We start from the raw sequence: 26,433 nt of genomic DNA on the forward strand, positions 1-26,433 counted from the left end.
CAGTGCGGCGTTCGATACAGGCTGTGACCGTGTTGGAGCGACGTGTTGTTGTGGTGGTGTACGCGGGCGCGATGGCCCTGGACATCACCGGACCGATTGAAGTGTTCGATACGGCGAACCGGCTTCTGGGCCCCTCGGGCACCCCCTACCGGACCGACTTCGTCTCCGCCGACGCACCCCTGGTGCGCATGAGTTCGGGGGTGGCGGTGGAGGCCTCGCCCCTGGAGTCGGGGCAGGGCCCGATCGACACGCTCCTCGTGCCGGGCGGATGGAGTCTCGAGGAGGCGCTCCGGGACCAGGCGCTCGTGTCCTGGATCGGCCGGGCGGCGGCCCGGTCGCGCAGAGTCGCCTCCGTATGCGGCGGCTCCTTCCTGCTGGCCGAGGCGGGCCTCCTCGACGGCAGACGCGCCACCACGCACTGGGCCTACAGCGAGGCGATGGCGTGCCGCTATCCGGATGTGACGGTGGACGCCGAGCCGATCTTCGTCTGGGACGGGCCCTTCGTGACCTCCGCGGGGGTGTCGACGGGCATCGACATGGCGCTCGCCCTGGTGGAGGCCGATCACGGAGCGGCGCTCGCGCTGGAGACGGCACGGTTTCTGGTGCTGTTCCTCAAGCGGCACGGAGGTCAGTCACAGTACAGCGCCGTCCTCGACGCCCAGTTGGCCGACCATCCGCCGATCCGGGCAGCACAGGAGTGGATCCAGGACAACCTGGCCGGCCCACTGCCCGTGGCCGAGATCGCGCGGCAGGCCAGCATGAGCCAGCGCAACTTCGCCCGGGTCTTCCGGCGCGAGGTGGGCATGACGCCCGGCCAGTACGTCGAACGGACGCGTATCGCCCGCGCACGCGACCTGCTGGAAACCACGGACCTGACGATCGGCCAGATAGCCGGCCGCTGCGGCTTCCCCGCCACCGAGACGTTCTTCCGCTCCTTCGGACGAACCCTCGGACTCACCCCCAGGGAGTACCGGCACCGCTTCCAGGTCGTCTCGCCGTCCGGCCTCATCGACAGGCACCACGAGAGGGAGGGGAGCCCCGCATGACCACCAGGACCCCGGAACCACGCGCGGCGGAAACGGTACGCCTGGTCGACTTTCTGGCCGGGGAGCTCGCCCGGGCCGGCGTCACCCACGTCTTCGGCGTCGGCGGCGCGAACATCGAGGACCTGTACGACGCCGTGCACCGCGGGGGAGCCGTCCGCGGCGTCGTCGCCAAGCACGAGTTCTCCGCCGTCACCATGGCCGACGGATACGCACGCACCACCGGGCGCCTCGGCGTCGTCGCCGCCACCTCCGGCGGTGGGGCGATGAATCTCGTACCGGGTCTGGCGGAGGCCCACGCCTCCCGGGTGCCAGTGCTGGCCCTGGTGGGCCAGCCGCCGAGCGGTCAGGAAGGGCACGGGGCGTTCCAGGACTCCAGCGGCAAGGCGGGCTCCTTCGACGCACGGGAGGTCTTCGCACCCGTCTCCCGGTTCTGCGCCCGGGTCGAGGACGCGGACTCGCTCACGGAGTTGCTGCCCCGGGCGGTCGCGGCGGCACGGACCGATCCCCGCGGCCCGGCCGTGCTGCTGCTGCCCAAGGACGTGCAGCAGGCGCGGATCCAGGTGCCCGCCCGCGGCACGGTCCCGCCCCCGGGCGGCCCCGCTACGGCATCCGTGGCGCGGCTCGACACGGCTGCCGTCGGCGCCGCGTCGGACGCCCTTCGCGAGGCCGGTCGCGTCCTCGTCGTCGCCGGTGAGGGTGTCGCCGCCGACGACGCGCGTGAGGACCTGGCCGAACTGGCCGGGCGCCTGGGGGCATGGGTGGCGGTCACCCCGGACGCCAAGGACGTCTTCGACAACCGTGATCCCCGGTTCGCGGGCGTGGCCGGGGTGATGGGCCACGCCAACGTGGAGGAGTGTCTGCGACGGGCCGACCTGTGCCTGCTGGTCGGCACCCGACTGCCGCTCCTGGCACGCGGCGGCCTCGAGCGGGCCCTGGCCGCCACCGACGTCGTCTGCCTCGGCCCGGAACCACCGTTCGTGGCGGGCACCGCACTCGGTGGGAACCTGCGGGACGCACTGCGCGCGGTCACCGCACGGCTGCCGCCCCACCCACGTCCCTGCCCACCGCACGCCGGTCCCCTTCCCACATCCGCGCCGGGTCCGCTCGTTCAGGCCCGGGAGCGAACCGTCCCCCACGCCCAGGCGCTCGCCGCGGTGCAGGCGGCACTCCCCCCGGACGCACACGTGTTCGTGGACGCCGGCAACGCGGGGGCCAGCGCGATCCATCTCCTTCCGGCACCGCGCCACGGCCGCTTCGTGGTGGCCGCCGGCATGGGCGGCATGGGCTACACCTTCGGCGCCGGCATCGGTGCCGCGCTCGCCACCGGGCGACGCACCTACGTTCTCGCCGGCGACGGGTCCTTCTTCATGCACGGGATGGAGGTCCACACCGCCGTGGAGTACGACGCACCCGTGACGTTCGTGATCTTCAACAACAACGCCCACGCCATGTGCGCGCTGCGGGAGGAGTTCCTCCAGGGCGGGGTCCGCGACGACGACCTGTTCGCCCGGACCGACCTCGCCGCCGGAGTGGCGGCCGCCTTCCCGTCCCTGCGGGCCACGGAGGTCACGGACGCCGCGCGACTGCGCACGGCACTGCTGCGCGGCAACGCGGGCAGCGGCCCGGCGCTGGTCGCAGTGGCCTGTGACCCGCGGGAGATCCCCCCGTTCCTTCCCTTCCAGTCCTTCACCGAAGCCACCAAGAGCAAGGAGGGTTCAGATGAGCCCGAAGTCGTCCACGTTGGCTGACATCCCCGGCCTGGTCCGGATCGAGAACACCGGCAGGGCGGAACTGACCGCCCACTGCGTGGAGCTCACCCACGCGGTCTACCCCCACCACCAGGTCTACGGGCAGTACTGCACCATCCACGAGTACGTCGACTGCCCCCCGGAGCAGGCCTACGACTACCTGCGCCAGGGACACCACCTGGAGGAGTGGACCTGCAGCCTGCGGGACTTCGCGCCCACCGGCACACCAGGCCTGTGGGTGGGACGCGACCGCCTGGAGGACGACACCAGGATCTACTGCGAGGTGCTCGCGAACCCCGAGGCCATGACCGTGGACTACCACTGCTCCTGGGACCAGGGCGAGAAGCTGTGGATGATCTACCTGATGCGTGTCGTCCCGGCGCGACTGGTACTCGACAAGCCGGGCTCGGTGATCACCTGGACCAACTGCCGGCACCCCTACTACGACGACAACCCGCACCCCGATCTGGCCCCCCGCCCGGACCGGCCCTGGGTGGGCGACTACTGGGACCTCTTCTACGCCGGGCACACCGTGGAGATGCACAACCTCAAGGCCATCCTGGAGCACCGCCACCGGAGCGGTCTGCCGATCGGTTCGGCTCCGGCGAGGACGGTGGCGCGGTGACCCCGGTCAGCCTCACCGACGTCGCGAGCTACCTGCCCGGCGAGCCGGTCCCCGCGGAGTTCTACACGGACTTCCCCGGAGCCGAGGACAAGCTGCGCGACAACCCCATGTTCAAGGTCCCGCCGTTACGGCACCACGTGGCCAGGGACGAGACCAACGCGGACATGGTGGAGCGCGCCGTACAGCCCCTGATCGAACGGCACGGCGCGGCGGAGATCCGGGGCGTGGACGTGCTGCTGGTGCACAGCCAGTTGCCGGACCTGCCGTTCGTGGGCGCGGGGACCGAGGTGGCGCGCCGGCTGGGCCTCAACCCGGAGTGGCTCGTCGACGTGGGCAACGCGGGCTGCGCGTCCTTTGTGTACATGATGAAGGTGGCCCGGCAGATCCTCACCACCACCGACGCGAAGACCGCGCTGATCTGCAACGCGCAGAGCGCCGCGGGGCAATGGTTCACCCAGTCCGAGGTGCGCAAACTCGCCCAGGCGGCGATCCCGGGCGACGGGTGCGGTGTGGGGTACGTGACGACCTCGGCACAGTCGCCGGTCCTCGACGTGGAGACCCGGCACCTGGGCGAGTACGCCGGTGACATGACCGTGGCGGTCGACGACGGCCGCAAGTACTGGGAGCCGGGCGAGTCCCAGCTGCGGATCGGGTTCACCGACGCCAGTGTCGCCAAGGTCCTGGCACGCGGTAACCGCCTCGTCCCCGAGGTGGTCACGGAACTGTGCCGGCGGCTCGGCGTGACCAGTTCCGGCATCGACGCCCTCATCACCAACCAGCCAAACCGTACCTTCCTTCGGAACTGGCGAGAGGCGCTGCGACTGCCTGCCGAACGGCACCTGAACACCTTTGACGAATGCGGGAATCTGTTCGGAGCGGCGATCCCGGTCACCTTGGACCGCGCGATCGGCTCCGGGAAAGTGGAGGACGGGGACCTGGTGGTGCTCGGGGGTTTCGCCCACGCGGGCGACTTCGCCGGTGCCGCCGCGGTTCGCTGGCGGGGCGGACGGGGCTGATCCATGGACATCCCCGTGCTGCACCGACTCGCCCTGAACGAGAGCCCGTATCCCCCGCTGCCCTCGGTACGCGAGGCGATGCGGCGGGCCGTGGCGCAGGCCCACCGCTACCCGCAGTTCCACCCCGACGACCTCACCGAGCAGATCGCCGCGTGGTGCCGGGTGACCCCCGACCGCGTCGCGGTCGGCAGCGGTTCGGTCGGCGTGGCCCTGCAGCTGCTCCAGGCAGTGGTCCGGCCCGGCGACACCGTGGCCTACGCCTGGCGCACGTTCGACGCCTACCCCCTCCTGGCCTCCATGGTCGGCGCTCAGCCTGTCCCCGTACCCCTGTCGCCGGACGGGCACCAGGATCTGGACGCCCTGCTCGCGGCGCTCGACCACCGCACCCGCGTCGTGGTGCTGTGCAATCCGCACAACCCCACCGGAAGCCTCGTCACCACCGGCGCACTGTCGGCGTTCCTGCGTCAGGTCCCCCGGCACGTCACCGTGCTCCTCGACGAGGCGTACGTGGAGTTCGCCCGCGACGTCGAGCTGCCGGACTCACTCACGTTCCTGGACGCACACCCCAACCTGCTCGTCCTGCGCACCTTCTCCAAGGCCTACGGCCTGGCCGCCCTGCGGGTGGGCTACGGCCTCGGCGCCTGCGACCTCGTGGCGCGGATCCGCCGGCAACAGCTGCCGTTCGGGATCAACGCGGTGGCGACAGCGGCGGTGAAGGCGTCGCTGCGGGCCGAGGGCGAGCTGCGCCGCCGCGTGGACACCGTCGTCGCCGAACGCGAACGGCTCCGGCGTGAACTGGTGTCCCTGGGCTGGCGCGTACGCCCCGGCCACGCCAATTGCGTCTGGCTCGCCGCGCCCGATCCGATCGACGAGGGCGCCGCGGCACTCACCGACGCCGGTGTCCAGACGCGCCACTACCCCGGCGAGGGACTGCGGCTCACCGTCGGCGACCGGAAGGCCAACGACACCGTGCTGACCGCGCTGGCGGGACCGGTCGCACGCCGCAGTGCACCGCGCACGTGCGGCACCCCACTGGCCGGCCCGCTGGACGAGGCCACCCGACCGGACGCGCGCGCCGTCGGCAGCAGATCCGGCCCCTGATCGTCCAGGGCAGCCGGGCCACGGAACGAAGGCCGCGCACGGCGGGGCACAACGGGGCGGACGAGGCTCGGACCGGGCGTTTGTGCTGCCCCTGCGGCGGGCCGATCCTTGAGAAAGGAGCGAGGACGGACATGCGATGATCACACCGTCGAATGGACTCGAGGCGGCCGAGAACGGCGACCCCCTCCGGATCACACGGGCCGCCACCGTCATGCTGGACGGCCGTGGACGGGTCACCGGATGGAGTCCGGAGGCCGAAGAACTGCTCGGCTACGAGGCGCAGGAGGTCCTCGGGCGCTCGATCGACACCCTGTCGGCCCAGGCGGAGGGGGAGGAGGGCGCCGCCGCGAGGTGGTGGCAGCAGCCGCAGCTCCCCGAGTGCCACCACAGCGGCACGTTCCGTCACCGGTCCGGTCGCCTGCTGCCGGTGGCGGCGGTCTGCCGCCGGCTGCCCGACACGGCCGCGGGCCCGGTGCTCCTGCTGCTCCTCGCGGACGCCGCGGAGTTCCGGGACTGGCAGATGCGGCAGGCCATGCTGCAGGGCATCACCACCCAGTCCCCCGTGGGCCTGACGATCTACGGCCCCGACCTGCGCGTGGCGTGGGCGAACGCGGCGGCCCGACTGGAACTGCCCGGGCCGTTCACCCACTACCTGGGGCGCACCGAGGACGAGCTGTACCCGGGCAGCGAGGTGCTGTCCGCCCAGTACCCGTCCACGGTCACCCAGCTCATGAGCCGGGTTCTCGACTCCGGGCAGACCGTGGTGGGCCTCCAGTACCGCGGCCGCCCGCCGTCGGATCCCAGCCGTGAACACGTGTGGTCACTGTCCTACTACCGGCTCCAGGACCCGGAGGGCCGGCCCCTGGGAGTGTGCGAGGAGTCGGTGGACGTCACGGACCTCCACCACGCGCAGCGGCGGCTGGCTCTGCTCAACGAGGCCAGTGTGCTGATCGGCAGCACCCTCGACCTCGGTCGCACGGTCCAGGAACTGGCCGAGATCCTGGTGCCCCGGGTCGCCGACTTCACCGCCGTCGACCTGCTCGACGACGTGCTGTCCGGCCGGGAGCCCGATGTCCGCTCCGCCGGCCGGACGGACACCATGCGCCGGGTTGTCCACCGCTCCGTCCGCGAGGACCTGCCCGAGGCCGTCGTCACGCCGGGCCGGACGGTCGTCTATCCCGAGGGGTCCCCGCAGTGGCAGTGCCTGGCGGACGGGCATCCCATCCTGAACGCCGTCCTGGACCTGTCCAGCCCCTGGCTGCTGCAGGACCCCGTGCGCAGCGCGCGCACGCGCGACCTGGGCATCCATTCCCACCTGGTGGTTCCGCTCCGGGCCCGCGGGATCACCATGGGGGTGGCCACCCTCATGCGCTGGCGCACCCCGGAGGCCTTCGCCACCGAGGATCTTCTGCTCGTCGAGGAACTCGCCGCCCGCGCCGCCGTGTGCATCGACAACGCACGCCGGTACACCCGCGAGCACCAGTCGGCGCTCACCCTGCAGCGCAGCCTCCTGCCGCACGAACTGCCCGCCCACGTGGCCGTGGAGGCCGCCTACCGCTACCTGCCCACCGACACCGAGGCGGGAGTGGGCGGCGACTGGTTCGACGTGCTGCCCCTGGCCTGCGCCCGGGTGGGGCTGGTGGTCGGCGACGTCGTCGGCCACGGCATCCACGCCACGGCGACGATGGGCCGGCTGCGCACCGCGGTGCACACGCTGGCCGACCTGGATCTGCCCCCCGACGAGTTGCTCTCCCACCTCGACGACCTGGTCGGCCGGCTGGCACAGGAGGCGGAGGCGGCGCACCCCGGCGAAGTCGAGGGCGTGGTCGGTGCCAGCTGCCTGTACGGCATCTACGATCCCGTCACCTGCCGCGCCACCTTCGCCCGCGCGGGTCATCCCCCGCCCGCGCTCGCCCACCTGGACAAGGTGGTGGAGTTCCCCGAGATTCCGGCGGGGCCGCCGCTGGGCATCGGCGGGCTGCCGTTCGAGTCGGCCGAGTTCGACGTCCCGGAGGGCTCCGTGCTGGCCCTCTACACCGACGGCCTGGTCACGGCCGCCGACGGCGACCCGGACACCGGGCTGGAACGGCTGGCCTTCGCGCTCGCCCACCCCGACCGTCCCCTGGAGGAGATCTGCGACATCATGGAGCGGGCCCTGCTGCCGGACCGCCCCCCGGACGACGTCGCCTTCCTCGTCGCCCGCCCCCGCCCGCTGCCGAGCGAGGACGTCGTCTCCTGGGATCTGGCCTTCGAGCCGGCCGCGGTGGGACAGGCCCGCAAGCTGACCGACGCCCGCCTCGCGCAGTGGGAGCTGCAGGAACTGTCGTTCTCCGTCGAGCTGATCGTCAGCGAACTGGTCACCAACGCGATCCGGCACGCCCGCGGCCCCGTCGGGCTCCGCCTGATGCGCACCCCGAACCGGCTGATCTGCGCGGTCTCCGACCACAGCAGCACCTCTCCCCACCTGCGCCGGGCCCAGGCCGTCGAGGAAGGCGGCCGGGGGCTGTTCCTCGTGGCCCAGTTCGCCCTGCGCTGGGGGACCCGCTACGCCGGAGACGGCAAGACCATCTGGGCGGAACTGCCCCGCCCCGGCCCGGAGACGGGCGGAGGACGGCCGCCCGTCTCCGGGCCGGACGCGTTCGCGGCGTCCGTACCCTAGCGACGTTCCCGCGGGGCGATGTCCGGCCCGCCGCCCGGCACCCTTCGCCTGGTGCCGACCCGCGCCGCGCCGGCCGGCGCCGAGGCCGCCCACGGTGCGGGCGGCGGTCAGGAGCCCACGCGTTCCCAGCCGCGGCGCGGGGGGCGGGCGCCGAGGCGGGTGTCCCGGCTGCGGTAGACGATGTACGGGCGGGTCAGGTAGCCGAGGGGCGCGGTGAGCATGTGCACGAGCCGGGTGAAGGGCCAGAAGGCGAAGAGGAGCAGGGCGCTGAGGGCGTGCAGCCGGAAGAGGAGCGGGGCACCGGCCATCAGGGCCGGGTCGGGTGTGAAGGAGAAGAGGGAACGGAACCAGGGCGAGATGGTCTCGCGGTAGTCGTAGCCCCCGCCGACGAGGTTCGCGGCCACCGTGGCGGACAGTCCGAGCGCGATGGTGACGCTCAGCGCGACGTACATGGCCTTGTCGTTGCGGGTGGTGGCGGAGAAGACGGGGCCGACGGTGCGGCGCCGGTAGACGAGGATCGCGAGGCCGCCCACGGTGGTGACCCCGGCGACGGTGCCGAGGACGACCGCGGAGACGTGGTATGCGTGCTCGCCGATGCCGAGAGCCCCGGTCCAGCTCTTCGGGACGAGCAGGCCCCCGATGTGGCCGAGGAGCACGATCAGGATGCCGAAGTGGAACAGCGGGCTGCCGATGCGCAGCAGCCGCCTCTCGTACAGCTGGGAGGAGCGGGTGGTCCAGCCGAACTTGTCGTAGCGGTAGCGCCAGATGTGGCCGAGGACGAACACCGCGAGGCTGACGTACGGCAGGACGACCCACAGCAGGATGCCCCCGGTGCCGGGCTCGGCCGCCAGGGCCGGGGAGTGCGCGGGTGGGTTCATCGGGGGCCTCCCGCGGGGTCGGGCATGAACGAGGCGGGTGTGTAGGGAGCGAGGCCGACCTGTTCCTCGGGCGGCCCCTGGGCGGCGAGCCGGCCGATGGCCGCGTGTTCGTCGCCGCCGAGCGCGGGCAGGGTCGCGGAGAGGGAGGTGAGCACGTGCGCCCAGGGCGAGCCGGCGTCGCGCAGGGCCAGGCGGAGCAGTTCCAGGCCCGCGCGGTGCTCGGTGAGCAGGCGCGCGCCGACGGTGGGTTCGGCGGCGGCGAACTCCAGGACGACGGCGAGGTGGTCGGGCAGTTCGTCCTCGCCCAGGCGCCAGCCGGCGGCGGCGTAGGTCTGCTTCAGCCGCAGCAGGGCGATCCCCCGTTTCCGGGTGTCGCCGTGGGCGTAGTAGGTGAGGTAGGGGCAGCAGCGCCGGCGGTGGTCGAAGGTGGCGACGTACTCGGCGGCGAGGTCCTGCGGCGGGGTGCGCGCGGCGTGTTCGGCGAAGCCGCGGAGGGGCCCGGCGACCGCCGCGGGCTGGGTGGCGGCGACGCGGCGGGCGAGGGTGAGGCGCTCGGGCAGCCGCTCGTCGGGGTAGGCCAGCAGCAGCGACTGGGCCTGCCAGGCGAGGGCTTCGCGGGCGCCGGCGGCGGGCGGCCTCATGTCGTGCCGTCCTTCCGGTCGTCGGTGGCGGGCGGGAAGAGGCCGGGCGGCTGTCCCTTGCCGTCCCAGTTCAGGAGGTTGACGCGGTCGCCCTTGTCCTCCGGGGCGGCGGGCGTGTCGGAGGTCTGCCGTTCGCGCAGGGCCCGGTAGGTCTCCACCGCGATCGGGGCGGCGCCGCCGGAGGTCTCGCCGAACGGGCCGGAGCCTCCCATGCCGGGGCCGCCCTCGTAGTCGAGGCTGCACTCGGTGGCCAGTTCCTCCAGGCGGTGGGCCTGTTCGGCGTGGGCGGGCGGGATGACGTACCGCTCGTCGTACTTGGCGAGCGCCAGCAGCCGGTACATGTCGTACATCTCCTCCTCGCCCATGCCGACCCGCGCGGGGATGGCGGCGTCCGGTTCGCGGCCGAGGTTGATGTCGCGCATGTAGGAGCGCATGGCGGCCAGGCGGCGCAGTACCGCGTCGACCGGGGCGGGGTCGCCGGCGGTGAACAGCTGGGCGAGGTAGTCGACGGGGATGCGCAGGGCGTCGACGGCGGCGAAGAGGGTGCGGTGGTCCTCGGCGTCGTGGCCGGTGTCGCGGACGGCGTCGACGACCGGTGAGAGCGGCGGGATGTACCAGACCATGGGCAGGGTGCGGTACTCGGGGTGCAGCGGCAGGGCGACGCGGTGGGTGTTGATCAGGGCGTACACCGGGGAGCGCCGGGCCGCCTCGACCCAGTCGCGGGGGATGCCCGCGCGCTCCGCCTCCGCGGCGACCCGCGGGTCGGCCGGGTCGAGGAAGACCTCGCGCTGTGCCTCGTACAGGCCGGTGTCGTCCGGGGTGGAGGCGGCCGCCAGGACGCGGTCGGCGTCGTAGAGGACCAGGCCGATGTAGCGCAGCCGGCCGACGCAGGTCTCGGAGCAGACGGTGGGCAGACCCACCTCGACGCGCGGGAAGCAGAAGGTGCACTTCTCCGCCTTGCCGGTGCGGTGGTTGAAGTAGACCTTCTTGTACGGGCACCCGGTCACGCACATCCGCCAGCCGCGGCAGCGGTCCTGGTCGACGAGGACGATGCCGTCCTCGGTGCGCTTGTAGATCGCGCCGGAGGGACAGGAGGCGGCGCAGGACGGGTTGAGGCAGTGCTCGCAGATCCGCGGCAGGTAGAACATGAAGGTCTGCTCGAACTCGAATCTGATCTTCTGTGAGACCTCGTTCAGCAGGACGTCCTTCTCGCCGTGGTCGGCCGAACCGCCGAGGTCGTCGTCCCAGTTGGCCGACCAGGTGATCTTCATGTCCTTGCCGGTGATCAGGGACTTGGGCCGGGCGACGGGGGTGTGCTCCTGCAGGGGGGCGTTGGTCAGGTTCTCGTAGTCGTACGTCCAGGGCTGGTAGTAGTCGTCCAGGCTCGGCAGCACGGGGTTGGAGAAGATCGTGACCAGTTTCTTGAACCGGCCGCCCGCCTTCAGGGTGAGCCGTCCGCGCTTGTTGAGCTCCCAGCCGCCGCGCCACCTGTCCTGGTCCTCGTAGCGGCGCGGGTAGCCCTGGCCGGGGCGCGTCTCGACGTTGTTGAACCAGACGTACTCGACTCCGGTGCGGTTGGTCCACGCCTGTTTGCAGGTGACCGAGCAGGTGTGGCAGCCGATGCACTTGTCGAGGTTCATCACCATCGCCATCTGGGCCATCACGCGCATGATCAGTACTCCACGTCCTGCGAGGACCGCCGGCGGACGACCGTGACCTCGTCGCGCTGGTTGCCGGTCGGTCCCAGGTAGTTGAAGGCGTACGACAGTTGGGCGTAACCGCCGATCAGATGGCTCGGTTTGATCAGCAGGCGGGTCAGGGAGTTGTGGATGCCGCCGCGCCTGCCGGTGGTCTCGGTGCGGGGCACGTCGATGAGCCGGTCCTGGGCGTGGTGCATGTAGACGGTGCCCTCGGGCATCCGGTGCGAGACGACCGCCCGTGCGGCGACCACGCCGTTGCGGTTGACCGCCTCGATCCAGTCGTTGTCCCGTACGCCGATCTTCGCCGCGTCGGCGGTGGACATCCACAGCGTCGGGCCGCCCCGGGACAGCGAGAGCATGAACAGGTTGTCCTGGTACTCGGAGTGGATGGACCACTTGTTGTGCGGGGTCAGGTAGCGCAGGGTCACGCCGAGTTCGCCCCGCTCGCCGAGGCGTGGCTCGCCGAACAGGGCGTGCATGTTCAAGGGGGGCCGGTAGACGGGGAGCTGCTCGCCCAGCGCGGTGATCCAGTCGTGGTCGAGGTAGAAGTGCTGGCGTCCGGTGAGGGTGTGCCAGGGCTTGAGTCGTTCGACGTTGACGGTGAACGGCGAGTAGCGGCGTCCGCCGGTCTCCGAACCGGACCACTCGGGGCTGGTGATGACCGGGACGGGCGCGGCCTGGGTGTCGGCGAAGGTGATCCGCTTGCCCTCGTGCTCGGCGGCCAGGTCGGCCAGCGGCCGGCCGGTGCGGGCCTCCAGGGTGCGGAAGCCCTGGGTGGCGAGATGGCCGTTGGTGGTGCCGGACAGGGCGAGGATCGCCTCGCAGGCCTGGGCGTCCCGGGCGATCGACGGGCGCCCGTCGGCCGCTCCCCCGCGCACGGTGCCGTTCTTGTGCCGCAGGTAGTCCAGTTCACGCTCGACGTGGAAGGTGACGCCCTTGGTGGTCGCGCCGAGGCTGTCGAGCAGGGGGCCGAGCGCGGCCATCTTCTGAGCCACGGCGCCGTAGTCGCGCTCCACGGTGATCAGTTTCGGCATGGTCCGGCCGGGCACGGGGTCGCACTCGCCCGCCTTCCAGTCGCGGACCGCGCCGTGCGGGTTGGCCAGTTCGTCGGGGGTGTCGTGCAGCAGCGGCGCGGCCACCACGTCCCGGCGCGCCCCGAGGTGCGTGGCGGCCTGGCGGCTGAACTCGCGGGCCAGGGTGTGGAAGGCGTCCCAGTCTGTGCGGGTCTGCCAGGGCGGGGAGATGGCCGGGTTGAAGGCGTGGACGAACGGGTGCATGTCCGTGCTCGACAGGTCGTGCTTCTCGTACCAGGTCGCGGCCGGCAGCACCACGTCCGAGTACAGCGTGGTGCTGGTCATGCGGAAGTCGAGGGTCAGCAGCAGGTCGAGCTTGCCCTCCGGGGCCCGCTCCCGCCACACCACGTCCCGCGGCCGCGCCCCGGGCGGGGCCTCGGTGGCGCGCACCGAGGAGTCGGCGCCCAGCAGGTGCTTGAGGAAGTACTCGTTGCCCTTGGCAGAGGAGCCCAGCAGGTTGGCCCGCCACACGGTCAGGACGCGGGGGAAGTTCTCCGGCGCGTCCGGGTCCTCGCCCGCGAACCGCAGCCGCCCCGAGCGCAGTTCACCGACCACGTGCTCCGCGACGTCCCGTCCCGCCCGGCCGGCCTCGTCCGCCAGGTCCAGCGGGTTGCGGTCGAAGGTCGGGTACGACGGCATCCAGCCCATCCGCGCCGAGGCGGCGATCACGTCGGCCGTGGTCCGGTCCGCGAACGGGCCGCCCGCGCCGGCCGCCGCGAGGGTGCCGGCGGAGAACGGGTCGTAGCGGAACTGGTCGCTGTGCAGGTACCAGTAGGCGGTCTGGATCATCTGCCGGGCCGGGCGGTGCCAGTCGGCGGCGGTGGCGATCGACTGGTAGCCGGTGAGGGGGCGGACCTTCTCCTGCCCCACGTAGTGGGCCCAGCCGCCGCCGTTGACGCCCTGGCAGCCGGTCAGCGTGGTCAGGGTCAGGAAGGCACGGTAGATGGTGTCCGAGTGGAACCAGTGGTTGGTGCCCGCGCCCATCACGATCATCGAACGGCCGCCGGACTCCTCGGCGTTGGCCGCGAACTCGCGGGCGATCCGGGCCGCGCGCCCGGCGTCCACGCCCGTGATCGCGGCCTGCCAGGCCGGGGTGTACGGTTCGCCCGCGTCGTCGTATCCGGCCGGCCACCGGCCCGGCAGGCCCGCGCGGGCCACGCCGTACTGGGCGAGGAGCAGGTCGTACACCGTGGTCACGGTACGGCCGGCGATCCGGCGCACCGGGACTCCGCGCAGCAGGCGCCCCGCGCTCCCGTCCGGGGCGTCGAATCGGGGCAGCTCCACGGTGACCGGGGCCTGTCCTCCGCCCTCGGCGGACAGCAGGGGGTCGAGGTCGCCGAGGTCCAGGTTCCACTTCCCCGTGCCGGACTCGCCGTAGCGGTCGCCGAGGGTGCCGCCCGGCACCACCGGCCGCCCGGTGGCCTCGTCCAGCAGCACCGTGCGGAACGCGGCGTGCTCGCTCGCGGCGTGCTCGCCGCCGAGGTCGGCCGCGGTCAGGAACTTGCCGGGCCGGTAGGCGGGCGGCCGCCCGCCGGGACCGCGGGCCCCGGCCGCCGCACCCGGTCCGTCCTGCCCGCCTGTCCCCTCCGGTCCGCCCTGCCCGCCTGTCCCCTCCGGTCCGCCCTGCCCGCCTGTCCCCTCCGGTCCGCCCTGCCCGTCCGTGATCTCGTCGAGGACGACCAGGAACGGCAGGTCCGTGTACCGCTTGACGTAGTGGGTGAAGTACGGCGTGGGCCGGTCGACGAAGAACTCCTTGAGGACCACGTGCCCCATGGCCATCGCCAGGGCCCCGTCGGTGCCGGGCTGCGGGGCCAGCCACTCGTCGGCGAACTTCACGTTGTCCGCGTAGTCCGGGGAGACCGCCACGACCTTCTGGCCGCGGTAGCGCGCCTCGGCCATCCAGTGGGCGTCCGGGGTGCGGGTCACCGGCAGGTTCGACCCCCACATGATCAGGTAGCCGGCGTCCCACCAGTCCCCCGACTCCGGTACGTCCGTCTGGTCGCCGAACACCTGCGGGGAGGCCACCGGAAGGTCCGCGTACCAGTCGTAGAAGGACAGCATCACGCCGCCGAGCAGCGAGTAGAAGCGGGACCCGGCGGCGTGCGAGACCATCGACATCGCCGGGATCGGCGAGAACCCGGCCAGCCGGTCGGGGCCGTACTCCTTGATGGTGTGGACGTGCGCGGCGGCGACCATCTCCACCGCCTCGTCCCAACTCGCCCGTACCAGGCCGCCCTTGCCGCGGACCGTCTTGTAGCGGCGGGCACGCTCGGGGTCGGAGACGATGTCGGCCCAGGCCGCGACCGGATCGCCGAGCCGGGCCCTGGCCTCCCGGTACATCGTCAGCAGCACACCGCGCACGTAGGGGTAGCGGACCCGGGTCGGCGAGTAGGTGTACCAGGAGAAGGCGGCTCCGCGGGGGCAGCCGCGCGGTTCGTACTCCGGCCGGTCCGGTCCCACCGACGGGTAGTCCGTCTGCTGCGCCTCCCAGGTGATGATGCCGTCCTTGACGAACACCTTCCACGAGCAGGAGCCCGTGCAGTTCACGCCGTGCGTGGAGCGCACCACCTTGTCGTGCGACCACCGGTCCCGGTAGAACTCGTCCGCCTGCCGTCCGCCCACCTTGTGCAGGGTGCGCAGGTCCTCGGAGATCTCCGCCCGGGTGAAGAACCGGCGGCTGCGCACCAGCGCCTCCGTCAGTTCACCGTCCAGGCCCGCCCGTGCCCGCTCCGGACTCGTTTCCGTGCTCACCGCGGCACCCCGCTCCCGGGCACGCGACCCGTCGTGATCGGTCCGGCCGGGTCCGACTGTACGACCATCGTCCCCCCGATGGTCAACAGCCACGCCCGGAACACTGCTGCCGCGCCCGGACGGCCACGCGCACACCGGACCGCCCGGGCCGCACACCGGACCGCCGGGACCGTGGACCGGACCTCCGGGACCGTGGACCGGACGGCGGCGGGCGGCCCGCCGCCCGGTGCGCCGGAGAAGTCGCGCCGGTCAGGCGGCCGGCTTGGGGAGCGCGCCGCCCGCCGCCGCGCGTACGGCCTCGACCGCTTCCCACTCCTCGGGGCCGAGGGTGGCGAGCGCCGCCGGGAAGACGCCGTCCTGCTCCTTGAGGATGTGGTCGCGCAGCACGGCCATGGCCGCCATCAGCCGGTCCGGCCACGAGGGATCCGCGGGCGTGACACCGCCGGCGGCCTCGGCCAGCACCGCCTCGACAGCGCGGTGCTCGGCCTCCAGGGCGGCGATCTGGTCGGGGAAGTCCCCGGCCAGGGCGGGGAACAGCCCGTGCTCCTCCACCCGGGTGTGCGGGCCGAGCACGGTCGCCATCCGGCGGGCGAGGTGCGCGGCCCGGCCCACGTCACCCTCCCGGTGGGCGGTACGGAGATGGCTGATCACGCGGACGACCTCGTCGTGCTCGCGGGTCAGTTCGTCGATGGCCGCCAGTGACTGGCAGCCGCAGTACTCGCACATCGCGGGGCTCCGGAGGCGTTCAGTGGGTCTGGGCGGGCGCCGTACGGCGCGTCACCGCGTGGCGCACGCCGGTGCCGGTGAAGGTCAGTGCCGCCGCAGCGACCACGCCGAGCAGCAGCAGGCCGACCGCGTAGGAGCCGTAGGCGCCGTACAGGGACCCCATCACCAGCGGCGGGACGAAGCCGCCCAGGCCGCCCGCGGCGCCGACGACTCCGGTGACCGAACCGACCTGCTCGGGCGGGGCCAGCAGCGCCACCAGCGCGAAGGTCGCCCCGCTGGCCGCGCCCAGCGCGGCGGCCATGGACAGGAAGGCGATGGTGCCCATCGGGGCCAGGGCCGGGGTGAGCGACTGCACCAGCGCCGCCGCCAGCACCACGGACAGCGTGCCGGCCAGGACGCGCACGGGTCCGATGCGGTCCGACAGCCAGCCGCCGACCGGGCGCATGGCGACCGCGAGCAGGACGAAACCGGCCATCCGGTTCGCCGCGTCGGCCTGGGTGAGGCCGTAGCCGGTCTTGAGGTAGGTGGGCAGGTAGACGGAGAAGGCGACGTAGCCGCCGAAGGCCACGGCGTACAGGGCGGACGCCTGCCAGGTGACGCCCAGCCGCAGGGTGGCGGCGAGTCGGCGGGTGAGGGGTTCGGTCGGGACCGTGCGCCCGGGGGCGTCCCGCAGCACCAGCGCGGCCAGCAGCGCGTAGGCCCCGAGGACCGCCGCGGTGATCAGGAAGGGGTTGGCCATGCCGTTCGCGGCCACCAGCTTCACCGTCGTGAGGGCGCTGATCGCGGTGCCGCCCATGCCCATGCCGAAGACGCCTATCGCCAGGCCCCGCCGCTCGGGCGGGAACCAGGCGCTGACGAAGGGCACACCGACCGCGAAGGCGGTGCCGCCCATGCCGAGGAAGAACCCGCCGGCCAGCAGCGCGGCGAGCGAGGAGTGACCGGCCAGGCCGAGGTAGAGCACCGGCACGATGGTGGCCGCGGACACGATCGGGAACATGACCCGGCCGCCGAAGCGGTCGGTCAGCGCGCCCACCGGGATACGGCCCAGGGAGCCGACCACGACCGGCACGGCGACCAGCAGCGACTGCTCGAAGGACGTCAGGTCCAGGGTGTCCCGGAACCGGGGGCCGAGCGGGCTCAGCAGCGCCCACGCCCAGAAGTTCACGGCGAAGCCGACCGTGGCCAGGGCCAGCATCAGCCACGCCCGGCCGGCCACCGGTGTCCTCGACGACAGTCCGTCGCTCTGCGTTCTCGGCATGTGGACCATGCTGTCCGTCCCCTTCCTCGTACGGTGGTACGTGCCACCGCTTTCACACCGGCACCGCGGGCCCCATGCCCGCGTCCCGGCACAGCACAGCAACTGTCCTTGTGCGCGGCCCCGCACCGGCATGGGCCATCAGTCCTTGCCGCCGGGCAGACGGTCCCTGGGCGGGGTGCCGCGGCCGGGGACCGGGACCGAAGCCCCGCCCCGCGTCCGGCGGCACGGCGGAGTCACCCCACTGGGTGTTGTGGATCGACGGCGCCGCCACCGCCGCGGCCGGCAGGGCGTGGAGGTGACGGTGGCGCGTGTCGGCCAGGGTGACGGAGACGGTCCGGACGGTGCCCGCAGCCGCACCCGGTGGGCCGCCGGCCGCGGCCGGGGCGCCGGCGTCCCCGCCGCTGTTGGCCACGATCACGGCCGGCACGGTCGGCACGGCTCCCGCGGCGGCGCCCCACAGGGCGGGGTTCCGCCCGGCACCGCCCGGACGGTGTTCCGCTCCCGGCCGGGCGCGGCCGCCGAGGACGAGGACCCGCACGGTCAGGGCCAGGAACGCGGCCCCGGCCGACGCGGCCAGCAGCACGCCCGCGGTGCCCGCCGGTCCGGGCAGCGGCAGCGCGGTCAGCGCCACACCGAGGTTGAGCGGGGCGAGCCGTACCGGCCGGCCCCGTTCGAGTACGGCCCGCAGCGCGGCCCGCCCCTTGGAGCCTCGGGGGTGGAGGCGAGGACGAGCGCGCTCATGGCGGTGTCTCCAGCGGGTCGCGGCCGGCGTGGCCGGCCGGTGCGGGTGCGTGTGCTCGTCCGGAGCGGGGCGGGTACGGTGCCGCGGACGCCTGCGCCGGACGGGCGGACGCCGCGTCCGGCCGCGGTGGGCGGCCGGACGCACGACCGAACCGGGTGACACGCGCCGTACGCGCCAGGGCCGCCGGAGCCGGCACGGGGGAGAGCCCGCCCCGGCGGTCATGACATGCGGTCGTACCGGACAGATGGGCATCTGCGGTTCGATCGCTGTCAGCATGCACCGCCGGACCCGGCCGTCCACCCGTCCGACCGGTCCCGGTCCTCGGGACCGTTGGGCCCTGTCGGGGCCCCTGGGACAGGGCCGGGAGGGCCGTGCGCGGGGGCCGCCGGGCCCAGGTGCGCGGCGATCCCCGGGGCCTAGGTTCCTGGCCATGGAGAACGATCAGAACGGGCGGCGTCGCACGCCGCGCGGCGCTCAGGACTGGCCGCTCGCGGGGCGACGGCTGCTGACGCGCGGTGAGGTGTCGGCCGACGGGCGCGCCGTGTTCGGCACGAACGACGGCGCGTGGGAGGGCTTCTACCGGGACCGCTGGGCGCACGACAAGGTCGTCCGCTCCACCCACGGCGTCAACTGCACCGGTTCCTGCTCGTGGATGGTGTACGTCAAGGACGGCATCATCACCTGGGAGCACCAGGCCACCGACTACCCGTCGATCGGCGCCGACTGCCCCGAGTACGAACCGCGCGGCTGCCCGCGCGGAGCGTCGTTCTCCTGGTACACCTACTCCCCCAGCCGGGTCCGCTACCCGTATGTGCGCGGCGCGTTGCTGAAGTTGTGGCGGGAGGCGCGGCGGCGGCTGGGCGACCCGGTGGCGGCCTGGGCGGAGATCACCTCCGATCCGGCGAAGGCGCGGGCGTACAAGCGGGCGCGCGGCAAGGGCGGCCTGGTGCGCGCGGACTGGGACGAGGTGGCCGAGCTGGTGGCCGCCGCCCACGTCCACACCATCAAGGCCCACGGCCCCGACCGAGTGGCGGGCTTCTCGCCGATCCCGGCGATGTCCATGGCGTCCTTCGCCGCCGGCTCCCGGTTCATGTCGCTGATCGGCGGCACGCTGCTGTCGTTCTACGACTGGTACGCCGACCTGCCGGTCGCCTCGCCGCAGGTGTTCGGCGACCAGACCGACGTGCCCGAGGCGGCGGACTGGTGGAACGCGGGCTATCTGGTCATGTGGGGTTCCAACATCCCCGTCACCCGCACCCCGGACGCGCACTTCCTCACCGAGACCCGCTACAACGGCACCAAGGTCGTCGCCGTCAGCCCCGACTACGCGGACAACGTCAAGTTCGCCGACGAGTGGCTGGCCCCGCATCCGGGCACGGACGGCGCGCTGGCGATGGCCATGGGGCATGTGATCCTGCGGGAGTTCCTGGTCGACCGCGAAGTGCCCTACTTCCGCGACTACCTGCGCACCTACACGGACGCACCGTTCCTGGTGACCCTGCGCGAGAGCGCCCACGGGCTCGTCCCGGACGGGTTCCTGACCGCCGCCGATCTCGGCGGAGAGAACGCGGAGAAGACGGCGAACAGGGCGAGCGCAGGGAACGCCGAGTTCAAGACGGTGCTGCTGGACCGGGCCACCGGCGAGCCGGTGGTCCCGGGCGGCTCGCTCGGCTTCCGGTGGGGGGAGGCCGAGCAGGGCCGCTGGAACCTCGACCTGGGCGGCGTGGAACCCGAGTTGAGCCTGCTGGAGCGGGCCGAGGAGACGGTGGAGGTCGCACTGCCCCGGTTCGACGAAGGGGCCACCGAGGGCGGCTCGGTGATGGTGCGCGGGGTGCCCGCCCGGCGGCTCGGCGGGCGCCTCGTCACCACCGTCTTCGATCTCATGCTCGCCCAGTACGGCGTGGCCCGGCCCGGTCTGCCGGGCAGCTGGCCCGCCTCGTACGAGGACGCGAGCGAGCCGTACACGCCGGCCTGGCAGGAGACCGTCACCTCCGTGCCGGCCGGGCAGGCGGCCCGGATCGCCCGGGAGTTCGCCCGCAACGCCGAGCGTACGAACGGCCGGTCGATGATCGCGATGGGCGCGGGCACCAACCACTGGTTCCACTCCGACACGATCTACCGGTCCTTCCTTGCGCTTACCACGATGACCGGCTGCCAGGGCGTCAACGGCGGCGGCTGGGCGCACTACGTGGGCCAGGAGAAGGTCCGTCCGCTGACCGGCTTCCAGCACCTGGCGTTCGCCTTCGACTGGCAGCGGCCCACCCGGCACATGGCGGGCACCTCCTACTGGTATCTGAACACCGACCAGTGGCGCTACGAGGCCTTCGGCCCCGAGGAGCTGGCCTCCCCGCTCGGCGCGGGCCGGTTCAAGGGCAAGGCGTTCGCGGACTGCCTGGCGCAGGCCGTGCGGCTGGGCTGGACGCCGGGCCACCCCGGCTTCAACCGCAACCCGCTGGACCTGGCCGACGAGGCGGCGGCCCAGGGGCGCGGGGTCGCCGAGCACATCGTGGACGAACTGAAGTCCGGGCGGCTCAGGTTCGCCGCCGAGGACCCGGACGACCCGGCCAACTTCCCCCGGGTCCTGACCGTGTGGCGGGCGAACCTGCTGGGCTCCTCCGGCAAGGGCAACGAGTACTTCCTGCGCCATCTGCTGGGCACGGACGCGGCGGTCCGCTCCGCGCAGACCCCGCCCGGAGAACGGCCCGAGGAGGTGGTGTGGCACGAGGAGGCCCCCGAGGGCAAGCTCGACCTGCTGGTCTCCATGGACTTCCGGATGACCTCCACCGGCCTGCTCTCCGACGTGGTCCTGCCGGCCGCGACCTGGTACGAGAAGGACGACCTGTCCAGCACGGACATGCACCCCTTCGTGCACGCCTTCACCCCGGCCATCGCCCCGCCCTGGCAGGCCCGCACCGACTACGACACCTTCCTGACCATCGCCGACCGGTTCAGCGAACTCGCGGCGGAGCACCTCGGTACCCGCACCGACGTCCTGGCCGTGCCGCTGACGCACGACACCCCGGACGAACTCGCCCAGCCGGGCGGGGTGGTACGGGACTGGAAGACCGGCGAGTGCGAGCCGATACCGGGCCGCACGATGCCGAAGCTGGTCGTGGTGGAACGGGACTACGCGGCCGTGGCGCAGAAGATCCGGGCCGTGGGACCGCTGCTGGACACCCTCGGCACCACCACCAAGGGCGTCACGGTCCACCCGGACCGGGAGGTCGAGGAGCTGCGGCACCGCTGCGGCACGGTGCGCGACGGCGTCGGCGCCGGCCGGCCGTCGCTGGCCACCGCCACCGACATGTGCGAGGCGATCCTCGCGCTGTCCGGCACCACCAACGGCCGCCTGGCGACCGAGGGTTTCCGGGAGCTCGAGCGGCAGACCGGCAGCGAGGGCCTGGTGGAGCTGGCCTCCGAACGCGAGGCCGAGCGGATCACGTTCGCCGACACCCGCACCCAGCCCCGCGCCGTGATGACCTCGTACGAGTGGTCGGGCTCGGAGGCCGGCGGGCGCCGCTACTCACCCTTCGTGATCAACGTCGAGCACAAGAAGCCCTGGCACACCCTCACCGGACGCCAGCACTTCTTCGTCCAGCACGACTGGATGGCCGAACTCGGCGAACAACTACCCGTCTATCGGCCGCCGTTGAACGCGATCCGGCACTACGGCGACGAACACCTGCACGAGGACGGCCGGGCCGAGGTGACCGTGCGCTACCTGACCCCGCACTCCAAGTGGTCCATCCACTCCGAGTACCAGGACAACGCCTACATGCTCGCCCTGTCCCGCGGCGGCCCGGTGATCTGGATGTCCACCGCGGACGCCGAGAGGATCGGCGTGAAGGACAACGAGTGGATCGAGGCGTACAACCGCAACGGCGTCGTGGCCGCCCGTGCCGTGGTCACCCACCGGATGCCCGAGGGCACGGTGTACATGTACCACGCCAAGGACCGCACGGTGAACGTGCCGAGGACCGAGGTCAGCGGCAAGCGCGGCGGCATCCACAACTCGCTGACCCGGCTGCTGCTCAAACCGACCCATCTGGCGGGCGGCTACGCCCAGTTCACCTACGCCTTCAACTACTACGGCCCGACCGGCAACCAGCGTGACGAGGTCACCGTGATCCGCCGCCGCAGCCAGCAAGTGGAGTACTGAGATGCGCGTGATGGCACAGATCGCGATGGTGATGAACCTCGACAAGTGCATCGGGTGTCACACCTGTTCGGTCACCTGCAAGCAGACCTGGACCAACCGGACCGGGGTGGAGTACGCCTGGTTCAACAACGTCGAGACCAAGCCGGGCGTGGGCTATCCGCGCCGCTACGAGGACCAGGACCAGTGGAAGGGCGGCTGGACGCTGGACCGCAGGGGCCGGCTGGTGCTGCGCTCCGGCGGTCGGGTCAAGCGGCTGCTGTCGCTGTTCTCCAACCCGGACCTGCCGGCCATCGAGGACTACTACGAGCCGGTGACGTACGACTACGACAACCTGGTCAGCGCCCCCGCGGGCCCGGACATGCCGGTCGCCCGCCCCCGCTCGGTCCTCACCGGCAGGCCGACCTCCATCACCTGGGGCGCCAACTGGGAGGACGGCCTGGGCGGCGCGCCCGAGCACGCCGGCGGCGACCCGAACCTGAGCGGCGCGTGGGCCGAGAAGGTCAAGTTCGAGTTCGAGCAGACCTTCCTCTTCCATCTGCCCCGGCTGTGCGAGCACTGTCTGAACCCGGCCTGTGTGTCGGCCTGTCCGTCCGGCGCGATGTACAAGCGGGTCGAGGACGGCGTCGTCCTGGTCGACCAGGACCGCTGCCGGGGCTGGCGGATGTGCGTGACGGCGTGCCCGTACAAGAAGGTGTACGTCAACCACGCCACCGGCAAGGCGGAGAAGTGCACCTTCTGCTTCCCGCGCATCGAGGCCGGGCAGCCCACGGTCTGCTCGGAGACGTGCGTGGGCCGGCTGCGCTACCTGGGACTGCTGCTGTACGACGCCGACAAGGTGGGCGAGGCCGCGGCGACCCCCGACGAGCAGGACCTGCTGGACGCCCAGCGCGAGGTCTTCCTCGACCCGCACGACCCCGGGGTGATCGCGGCGGCCCGGGAGTCCGGCATCCCCGAGGACTGGCTGGACGCCGCGCGCCGCTCCCCGGTGTACGCACTGGTGTCGAGGTACAAGGTGGCGCTCCCGCTGCATCCGGAGTACCGAACGCTGCCGATGGTCTGGTACGTGCCGCCGCTCTCGCCCGTCCTGGACGCGGTGACCGTGGCGGGCGGCGATCAGGACGACCCCGACCACGTCTTCGCCGCCGTCACCCGGCTGCGCATACCCCTGGAGTACCTGGCGAGCCTGTTCACCGCCGGGGACACCGACGTGGTCGCCGGGGTGCTGATGAAGCTGACCGCGCTGCGCTCGTACATGCGCCGGAAGACCCTGGGCGAGCCCGACGACGGGGCCACGGTCCGGGCCGTCGGGCTGACCCCCCGGGAGGCGGAGGACCTGCACCGGCTGCTGGCGGTGGCCAAGTACAAGGACCGGTACGTCGTCCCGGCCGCCCACAAGGAGGACGCGGCCGCACTCACCGCCATGGAGAACCGCTGCCCGGTGGAGAGCTCCGGTGAGCCGGACGGGCGGAAGGTCATGCTCGGCATCCCCACCCTGCGCCGCCGCAACCCCGAAGCCCCCGCCGGAGGCCGCCCGTGAGCCCGCTGCCCTCCCCCAGTTCTGGACGCCCGGGGGGACCCCCGTCCATCCCCGCCCTCGTGCGCACCCGGCTGCGGGCGGCCGTGCGCCGGCCGTCCTCGCTCACGCCCGAGGAAGTTCAGGACCGGGCCCTGCTGCTGCGGCTGCTGTCGCTGCTGCTGCAGTACCCCGACGCGGAGCTGACCGCGGCGCGGCCCACCGTGGCCGCCGCCGTCCAGGCGCTGCCCCCGTCCCCGGCCGCCGCCGAACTGGCCGCCTTCAGCGAGTGGTTCACCGCCCAGGAGCCGGATGCGCTGGAGCGGCACTACGTCGAGATGTTCGACCTGCGCCGCAAGAGCAGCCTCTACCTCACCTACTACCTGCACGGCGACACCCGCCGCCGCGGCATGGCCCTGCTCACCCTGGCCCGGCGCTACCGGGCCGCTGGCTGGGAGATCGGCGGCGGTGAACTGCCCGACCACCTGCCGGTCGTGCTGGAGTTCGCCGCGCTCGCCGGTCCGCGCGCGGGCGAGGCGCCGCTGCGGCAGCACCGGCGGGGCCTGGAGCTGATCCACCGGGCGCTGAGCGACGCGGACTCCCCCTACCGGCACGTGCCGGCGGCGCTGCTCACCCTGATGCCGCCGCCCACCGACGCCGACCTGCGCGCCGTGGCCGAGCTGGCCGCGCAGGGCCCGCCGACCGAGGAGGTCGGCCTGGCGCCCTACGGGTGGGGCGAGTTCGCTCCGCCGGACACCTTCATGCCGCCCGAGCAGGCCCCACCCGGCCTTCCCCGCCCCGCGTCGCTTCCGGAGGGTTCCCGATGAGCACCGCAGCCTCCCCCCTGGCCGCCGCGACCACGAGCGCCGCCGACCTCGCGCTGTGGGTCGCCGTGCCCTACCTCTGCCTCGCCGTGTTCGCCGTCGGGCACGTCTGGCGCTACCGGCAGGACCAGTTCGGCTGGACCTCCCGCACCAGCCAGCTGCTGGAACACCGCTGGCTGCGCTGGGGCAGCCCCCTGTTCCACCTGGGCGCCTTCATGGTGATCGCCGGGCACGTGGTGGGGCTGGCCGTGCCCGCCGCGTGGACCGGGGCCGCCGGCATCGGCGAGCACGCCTATCACACCACGGCCGTGTGGGCGGGCTCCGTGGCCGGTGCCGCCATGGTCACCGGTCTGGGCATGCTGTGCGCACGGCGGCTGCTGGCCCGCCGCATCCGGCTCGGTACCGACCGCAGCGACAAGCTGCTGTTCCCGCTGCTGGCCGCCACCGTCCTGCTCGGCATCACCGCCACCGCCGCCCACAACGTCTTCGGCCCCGGCTACGACTACCGCGCCACCGTCTCCGTCTGGTTCCGCGGCCTGTTCGCCCTCCAGCCGCAGCCGGAGGCGATCGCCGGTGCCCCCCTGCTGTTCCGCCTGCACGCCCTGACGGCCTGTCTGCTCTTCGCGGCCTGGCCGTTCACGCGACTGGTGCACGTGTGGAGTGCCCCGGTCGGCTATCTCGTCCGGCCGTATCTGGTCTACCGCGGGCGGGCGGTCCCGGGGCGGGCGCCGGGCCGCCGTCCTCCGGCTCGCCCCGTCCGTTCGTCCCGGCGCGCGGCATGATCCACCGGCAGGGGGCCGCCCCCGGCGCCACGCGGGCCGGGCGCGCCGACGGCGTGGCGGCGGGCCGCCGCACGGGCCTGGTGCTGCTGGTCACGGGGGTCGTCGGCTGGCTCGCCTCGTTCCGGCTCGCCGTGGACGACTGGCGGCTGCTGAAGGACCCCGCCTACCGTCCGCCCTGCGACATCAACCCCGTGGTGAGCTACGGCAGCGCCATGTCCAGCCGGCAGGGCAGCCTGTTCGGCTTCCCCAACATGCTGCTCGGACTGGGCGCCTTCGCCGCGGTGGCCGCCCCGGGGGGTGGCGGTGCCGGCCGGGGCGCGCCTGCACCGGCGGCTGTGGTGGGCGCTGGACGCCGGGACGCCGGCGGGGGCGGTGTTCGTGCACTGGCTGCTCGGGCAGTCGCTGTACGAGCTGAACAAGCTCTGCCCCTACTGCGTCGTCGTCCGGGCCGTCACCATCGCCCTGTTCTGGGCCGTGACCCTGCACTGCCTGCACCACGGTGTCCTCCCGGTGCCGCGGGGAGTGCTCACCTTCGTCCGGGACACGCACTGGATGCTGCTCGGCGGCTGGTACGCGGTGCCGGCGCTGCTGGTCCTGACCCGCTTCCGGCCGTACTGGAGCGGTGCCCCGCGGGGATCGGCGCCGCCGGCGGTCCTTCCGCCGGGACCTTCGGCCCCAGCGCGCCGGCGGGTCCACGCACTACGGTCGCCTGAGGAGTGAGGAGGGACCCCCATGTCCGCCACCGTGATCCACGACCTGGCCGCCGAGTTGCCCCCGGCCGGGGACCGCACCCTCAGCCACGTCCTGTACCGCGACGACCGGCTGCGCGTGGTCGGTTTCTCCTTCGCGGAGGGCCAGGAGCTGACCGAGCACACCTCCGCCCTGCCCGTGGTGATCCAGGTCGTGCGAGGGCGTCTCGCACTCGACCTGGGCGGGGAGAGGACCGAGGCCGGGCCCGGGAGCTGGATCCACCTGCCCGCGCGGCTGCCGCACTCCGTGCGCGCCGTCGAACCCAGCGTCATGCTCCTGACCGTGCTGCCCGTCCCGGAGCCCTCCGCGCCCGGCGACGCCGACGCCGGCACCGACTCCGACGCGCCCTAGGTGTTCTGTCCACGGAGGTTGGTGACGCAGGTCTCGGCTGAGAGATCTTGAAATGGGTGAGGGCCCTCTGGCCTGGTGTGGATTGCGACA

19 protein-coding genes and 1 pseudogene are annotated in these 26,433 nt (G+C 72.9%); 13 read left to right on the top strand and 7 right to left on the bottom strand.

All coding sequences use genetic code 11. The features are described 5' to 3' along the window. Nucleotides 1-29 precede the first annotated feature (29 nt). The 6 genes from ACF1A5_RS26350 (at nucleotide 30) to ACF1A5_RS26375 (ending at nucleotide 8,195) form a co-directional block, all read left to right on the top strand. The gene (locus ACF1A5_RS26350) at nucleotides 30-1,046 is read left to right on the top strand and encodes a GlxA family transcriptional regulator (protein WP_392195348.1); all 1,017 of its coding nucleotides are present in this window, start codon (nucleotides 30-32) and stop codon (nucleotides 1,044-1,046) included. Further along, the gene (locus tag ACF1A5_RS26355; protein WP_392195349.1) at nucleotides 1,043-2,794 is read left to right on the top strand and encodes a thiamine pyrophosphate-binding protein; all 1,752 of its coding nucleotides are present in this window, start codon (nucleotides 1,043-1,045) and stop codon (nucleotides 2,792-2,794) included. The genes ACF1A5_RS26350 and ACF1A5_RS26355 overlap by 4 nt, the downstream gene beginning before the upstream one ends. Next, on the top strand, nucleotides 2,766-3,419 hold the full coding sequence (locus ACF1A5_RS26360) for an SRPBCC family protein (protein ID WP_392195350.1): 654 nt from the start codon (nucleotides 2,766-2,768) through the stop codon (nucleotides 3,417-3,419). The genes ACF1A5_RS26355 and ACF1A5_RS26360 overlap by 29 nt, the downstream gene beginning before the upstream one ends. Next, complete coding sequence (locus tag ACF1A5_RS26365) at nucleotides 3,416-4,435, top strand: 3-oxoacyl-ACP synthase III family protein (RefSeq protein ID WP_392195351.1); 1,020 nt, start codon at nucleotides 3,416-3,418, stop codon at nucleotides 4,433-4,435. Before ACF1A5_RS26360 ends, ACF1A5_RS26365 begins: the two co-directional genes overlap by 4 nt. A gap of 3 nt (nucleotides 4,436-4,438) precedes the next feature. After that, nucleotides 4,439-5,536, top strand: a complete 1,098-nt coding sequence (locus ACF1A5_RS26370) for a histidinol-phosphate transaminase (protein WP_392195352.1) — start codon at nucleotides 4,439-4,441, stop codon at nucleotides 5,534-5,536. Between the two features lie 136 nt (nucleotides 5,537-5,672). Next, nucleotides 5,673-8,195 (top strand): SpoIIE family protein phosphatase, encoded by a 2,523-nt coding sequence (locus ACF1A5_RS26375; protein WP_392195353.1) that lies wholly within the window; start codon nucleotides 5,673-5,675, stop codon nucleotides 8,193-8,195. A 107-nt stretch (nucleotides 8,196-8,302) separates the two neighbouring features. On the opposite strand, the gene narI (ACF1A5_RS26380) is transcribed toward ACF1A5_RS26375, so the two are convergent. The 7 genes from narI (ACF1A5_RS26380) to ACF1A5_RS26410 form a co-directional block, all read right to left on the bottom strand. Next, a complete protein-coding gene (gene narI, locus ACF1A5_RS26380) occupies nucleotides 8,303-9,073 on the bottom strand; it encodes a respiratory nitrate reductase subunit gamma (protein ID WP_392195354.1) in 771 nt (256 codons plus the stop codon). Beyond that, nucleotides 9,070-9,714 (bottom strand): nitrate reductase molybdenum cofactor assembly chaperone, encoded by a 645-nt coding sequence (narJ, locus tag ACF1A5_RS26385; RefSeq protein ID WP_392195355.1) that lies wholly within the window; start codon nucleotides 9,712-9,714, stop codon nucleotides 9,070-9,072. Before narJ (ACF1A5_RS26385) ends, narI (ACF1A5_RS26380) begins: the two co-directional genes overlap by 4 nt. Then, a complete protein-coding gene (narH, locus tag ACF1A5_RS26390; RefSeq protein WP_392195356.1) occupies nucleotides 9,711-11,384 on the bottom strand; it encodes a nitrate reductase subunit beta in 1,674 nt (557 codons plus the stop codon). Before narH (ACF1A5_RS26390) ends, narJ (ACF1A5_RS26385) begins: the two co-directional genes overlap by 4 nt. Nucleotides 11,385-11,386: 2 nt before the next feature. Next, nucleotides 11,387-15,238, bottom strand: a complete 3,852-nt coding sequence (locus ACF1A5_RS26395; protein ID WP_392195357.1) for a nitrate reductase subunit alpha — start codon at nucleotides 15,236-15,238, stop codon at nucleotides 11,387-11,389. Between the two features lie 249 nt (nucleotides 15,239-15,487). Beyond that, the gene (locus ACF1A5_RS26400) at nucleotides 15,488-15,964 is read right to left on the bottom strand and encodes a hemerythrin domain-containing protein (protein ID WP_392195358.1); all 477 of its coding nucleotides are present in this window, start codon (nucleotides 15,962-15,964) and stop codon (nucleotides 15,488-15,490) included. Between the two features lie 19 nt (nucleotides 15,965-15,983). Then, the gene (locus ACF1A5_RS26405; RefSeq protein WP_392195359.1) at nucleotides 15,984-17,231 is read right to left on the bottom strand and encodes a nitrate/nitrite transporter; all 1,248 of its coding nucleotides are present in this window, start codon (nucleotides 17,229-17,231) and stop codon (nucleotides 15,984-15,986) included. A 43-nt stretch (nucleotides 17,232-17,274) separates the two neighbouring features. Beyond that, nucleotides 17,275-17,853, bottom strand: coding sequence for a hypothetical protein (locus ACF1A5_RS26410; RefSeq protein WP_392195360.1), 579 nt, complete (start codon nucleotides 17,851-17,853; stop codon nucleotides 17,275-17,277). A 541-nt stretch (nucleotides 17,854-18,394) separates the two neighbouring features. On the opposite strand from ACF1A5_RS26410, the gene ACF1A5_RS26415 reads away from it, so the two are divergent. The 7 genes and pseudogenes from ACF1A5_RS26415 (at nucleotide 18,395) to ACF1A5_RS26445 (ending at nucleotide 26,343) form a co-directional block, all read left to right on the top strand. Then, on the top strand, nucleotides 18,395-22,123 hold the full coding sequence (locus ACF1A5_RS26415; protein ID WP_392195361.1) for a nitrate reductase subunit alpha: 3,729 nt from the start codon (nucleotides 18,395-18,397) through the stop codon (nucleotides 22,121-22,123). A gap of 1 nt (nucleotide 22,124) precedes the next feature. Then, entirely contained in the window at nucleotides 22,125-23,660 is a 1,536-nt protein-coding gene (narH, locus tag ACF1A5_RS26420; protein ID WP_392195362.1) for a nitrate reductase subunit beta, read from the top strand. Continuing rightward, nucleotides 23,657-24,463, top strand: a complete 807-nt coding sequence (gene narJ / locus ACF1A5_RS26425; RefSeq protein WP_392195363.1) for a nitrate reductase molybdenum cofactor assembly chaperone — start codon at nucleotides 23,657-23,659, stop codon at nucleotides 24,461-24,463. The genes narH (ACF1A5_RS26420) and narJ (ACF1A5_RS26425) overlap by 4 nt, the downstream gene beginning before the upstream one ends. After that, entirely contained in the window at nucleotides 24,460-25,242 is a 783-nt protein-coding gene (gene narI, locus ACF1A5_RS26430) for a respiratory nitrate reductase subunit gamma (RefSeq protein WP_392195364.1), read from the top strand. The genes narJ (ACF1A5_RS26425) and narI (ACF1A5_RS26430) overlap by 4 nt, the downstream gene beginning before the upstream one ends. Continuing rightward, nucleotides 25,239-25,478: pseudogene (locus ACF1A5_RS26435) on the top strand (vitamin K epoxide reductase family protein); the annotation flags it as partial. The gene narI (ACF1A5_RS26430) and the pseudogene ACF1A5_RS26435, both read left to right, overlap by 4 nt. Nucleotides 25,479-25,545: 67 nt before the next feature. Next, the gene (locus tag ACF1A5_RS26440; RefSeq protein ID WP_392195365.1) at nucleotides 25,546-25,962 is read left to right on the top strand and encodes a vitamin K epoxide reductase family protein; all 417 of its coding nucleotides are present in this window, start codon (nucleotides 25,546-25,548) and stop codon (nucleotides 25,960-25,962) included. 12 nt (nucleotides 25,963-25,974) lie between these two features. Further along, nucleotides 25,975-26,343 (top strand): cupin domain-containing protein, encoded by a 369-nt coding sequence (locus ACF1A5_RS26445; protein WP_392195366.1) that lies wholly within the window; start codon nucleotides 25,975-25,977, stop codon nucleotides 26,341-26,343. Nucleotides 26,344-26,433 lie beyond the last annotated feature (90 nt).

Origin of the sequence: Streptomyces sp. NPDC014864, assembly GCF_043081525.1 — a bacterium.
Lineage (GTDB): Bacteria > Actinomycetota > Actinomycetes > Streptomycetales > Streptomycetaceae > Streptomyces.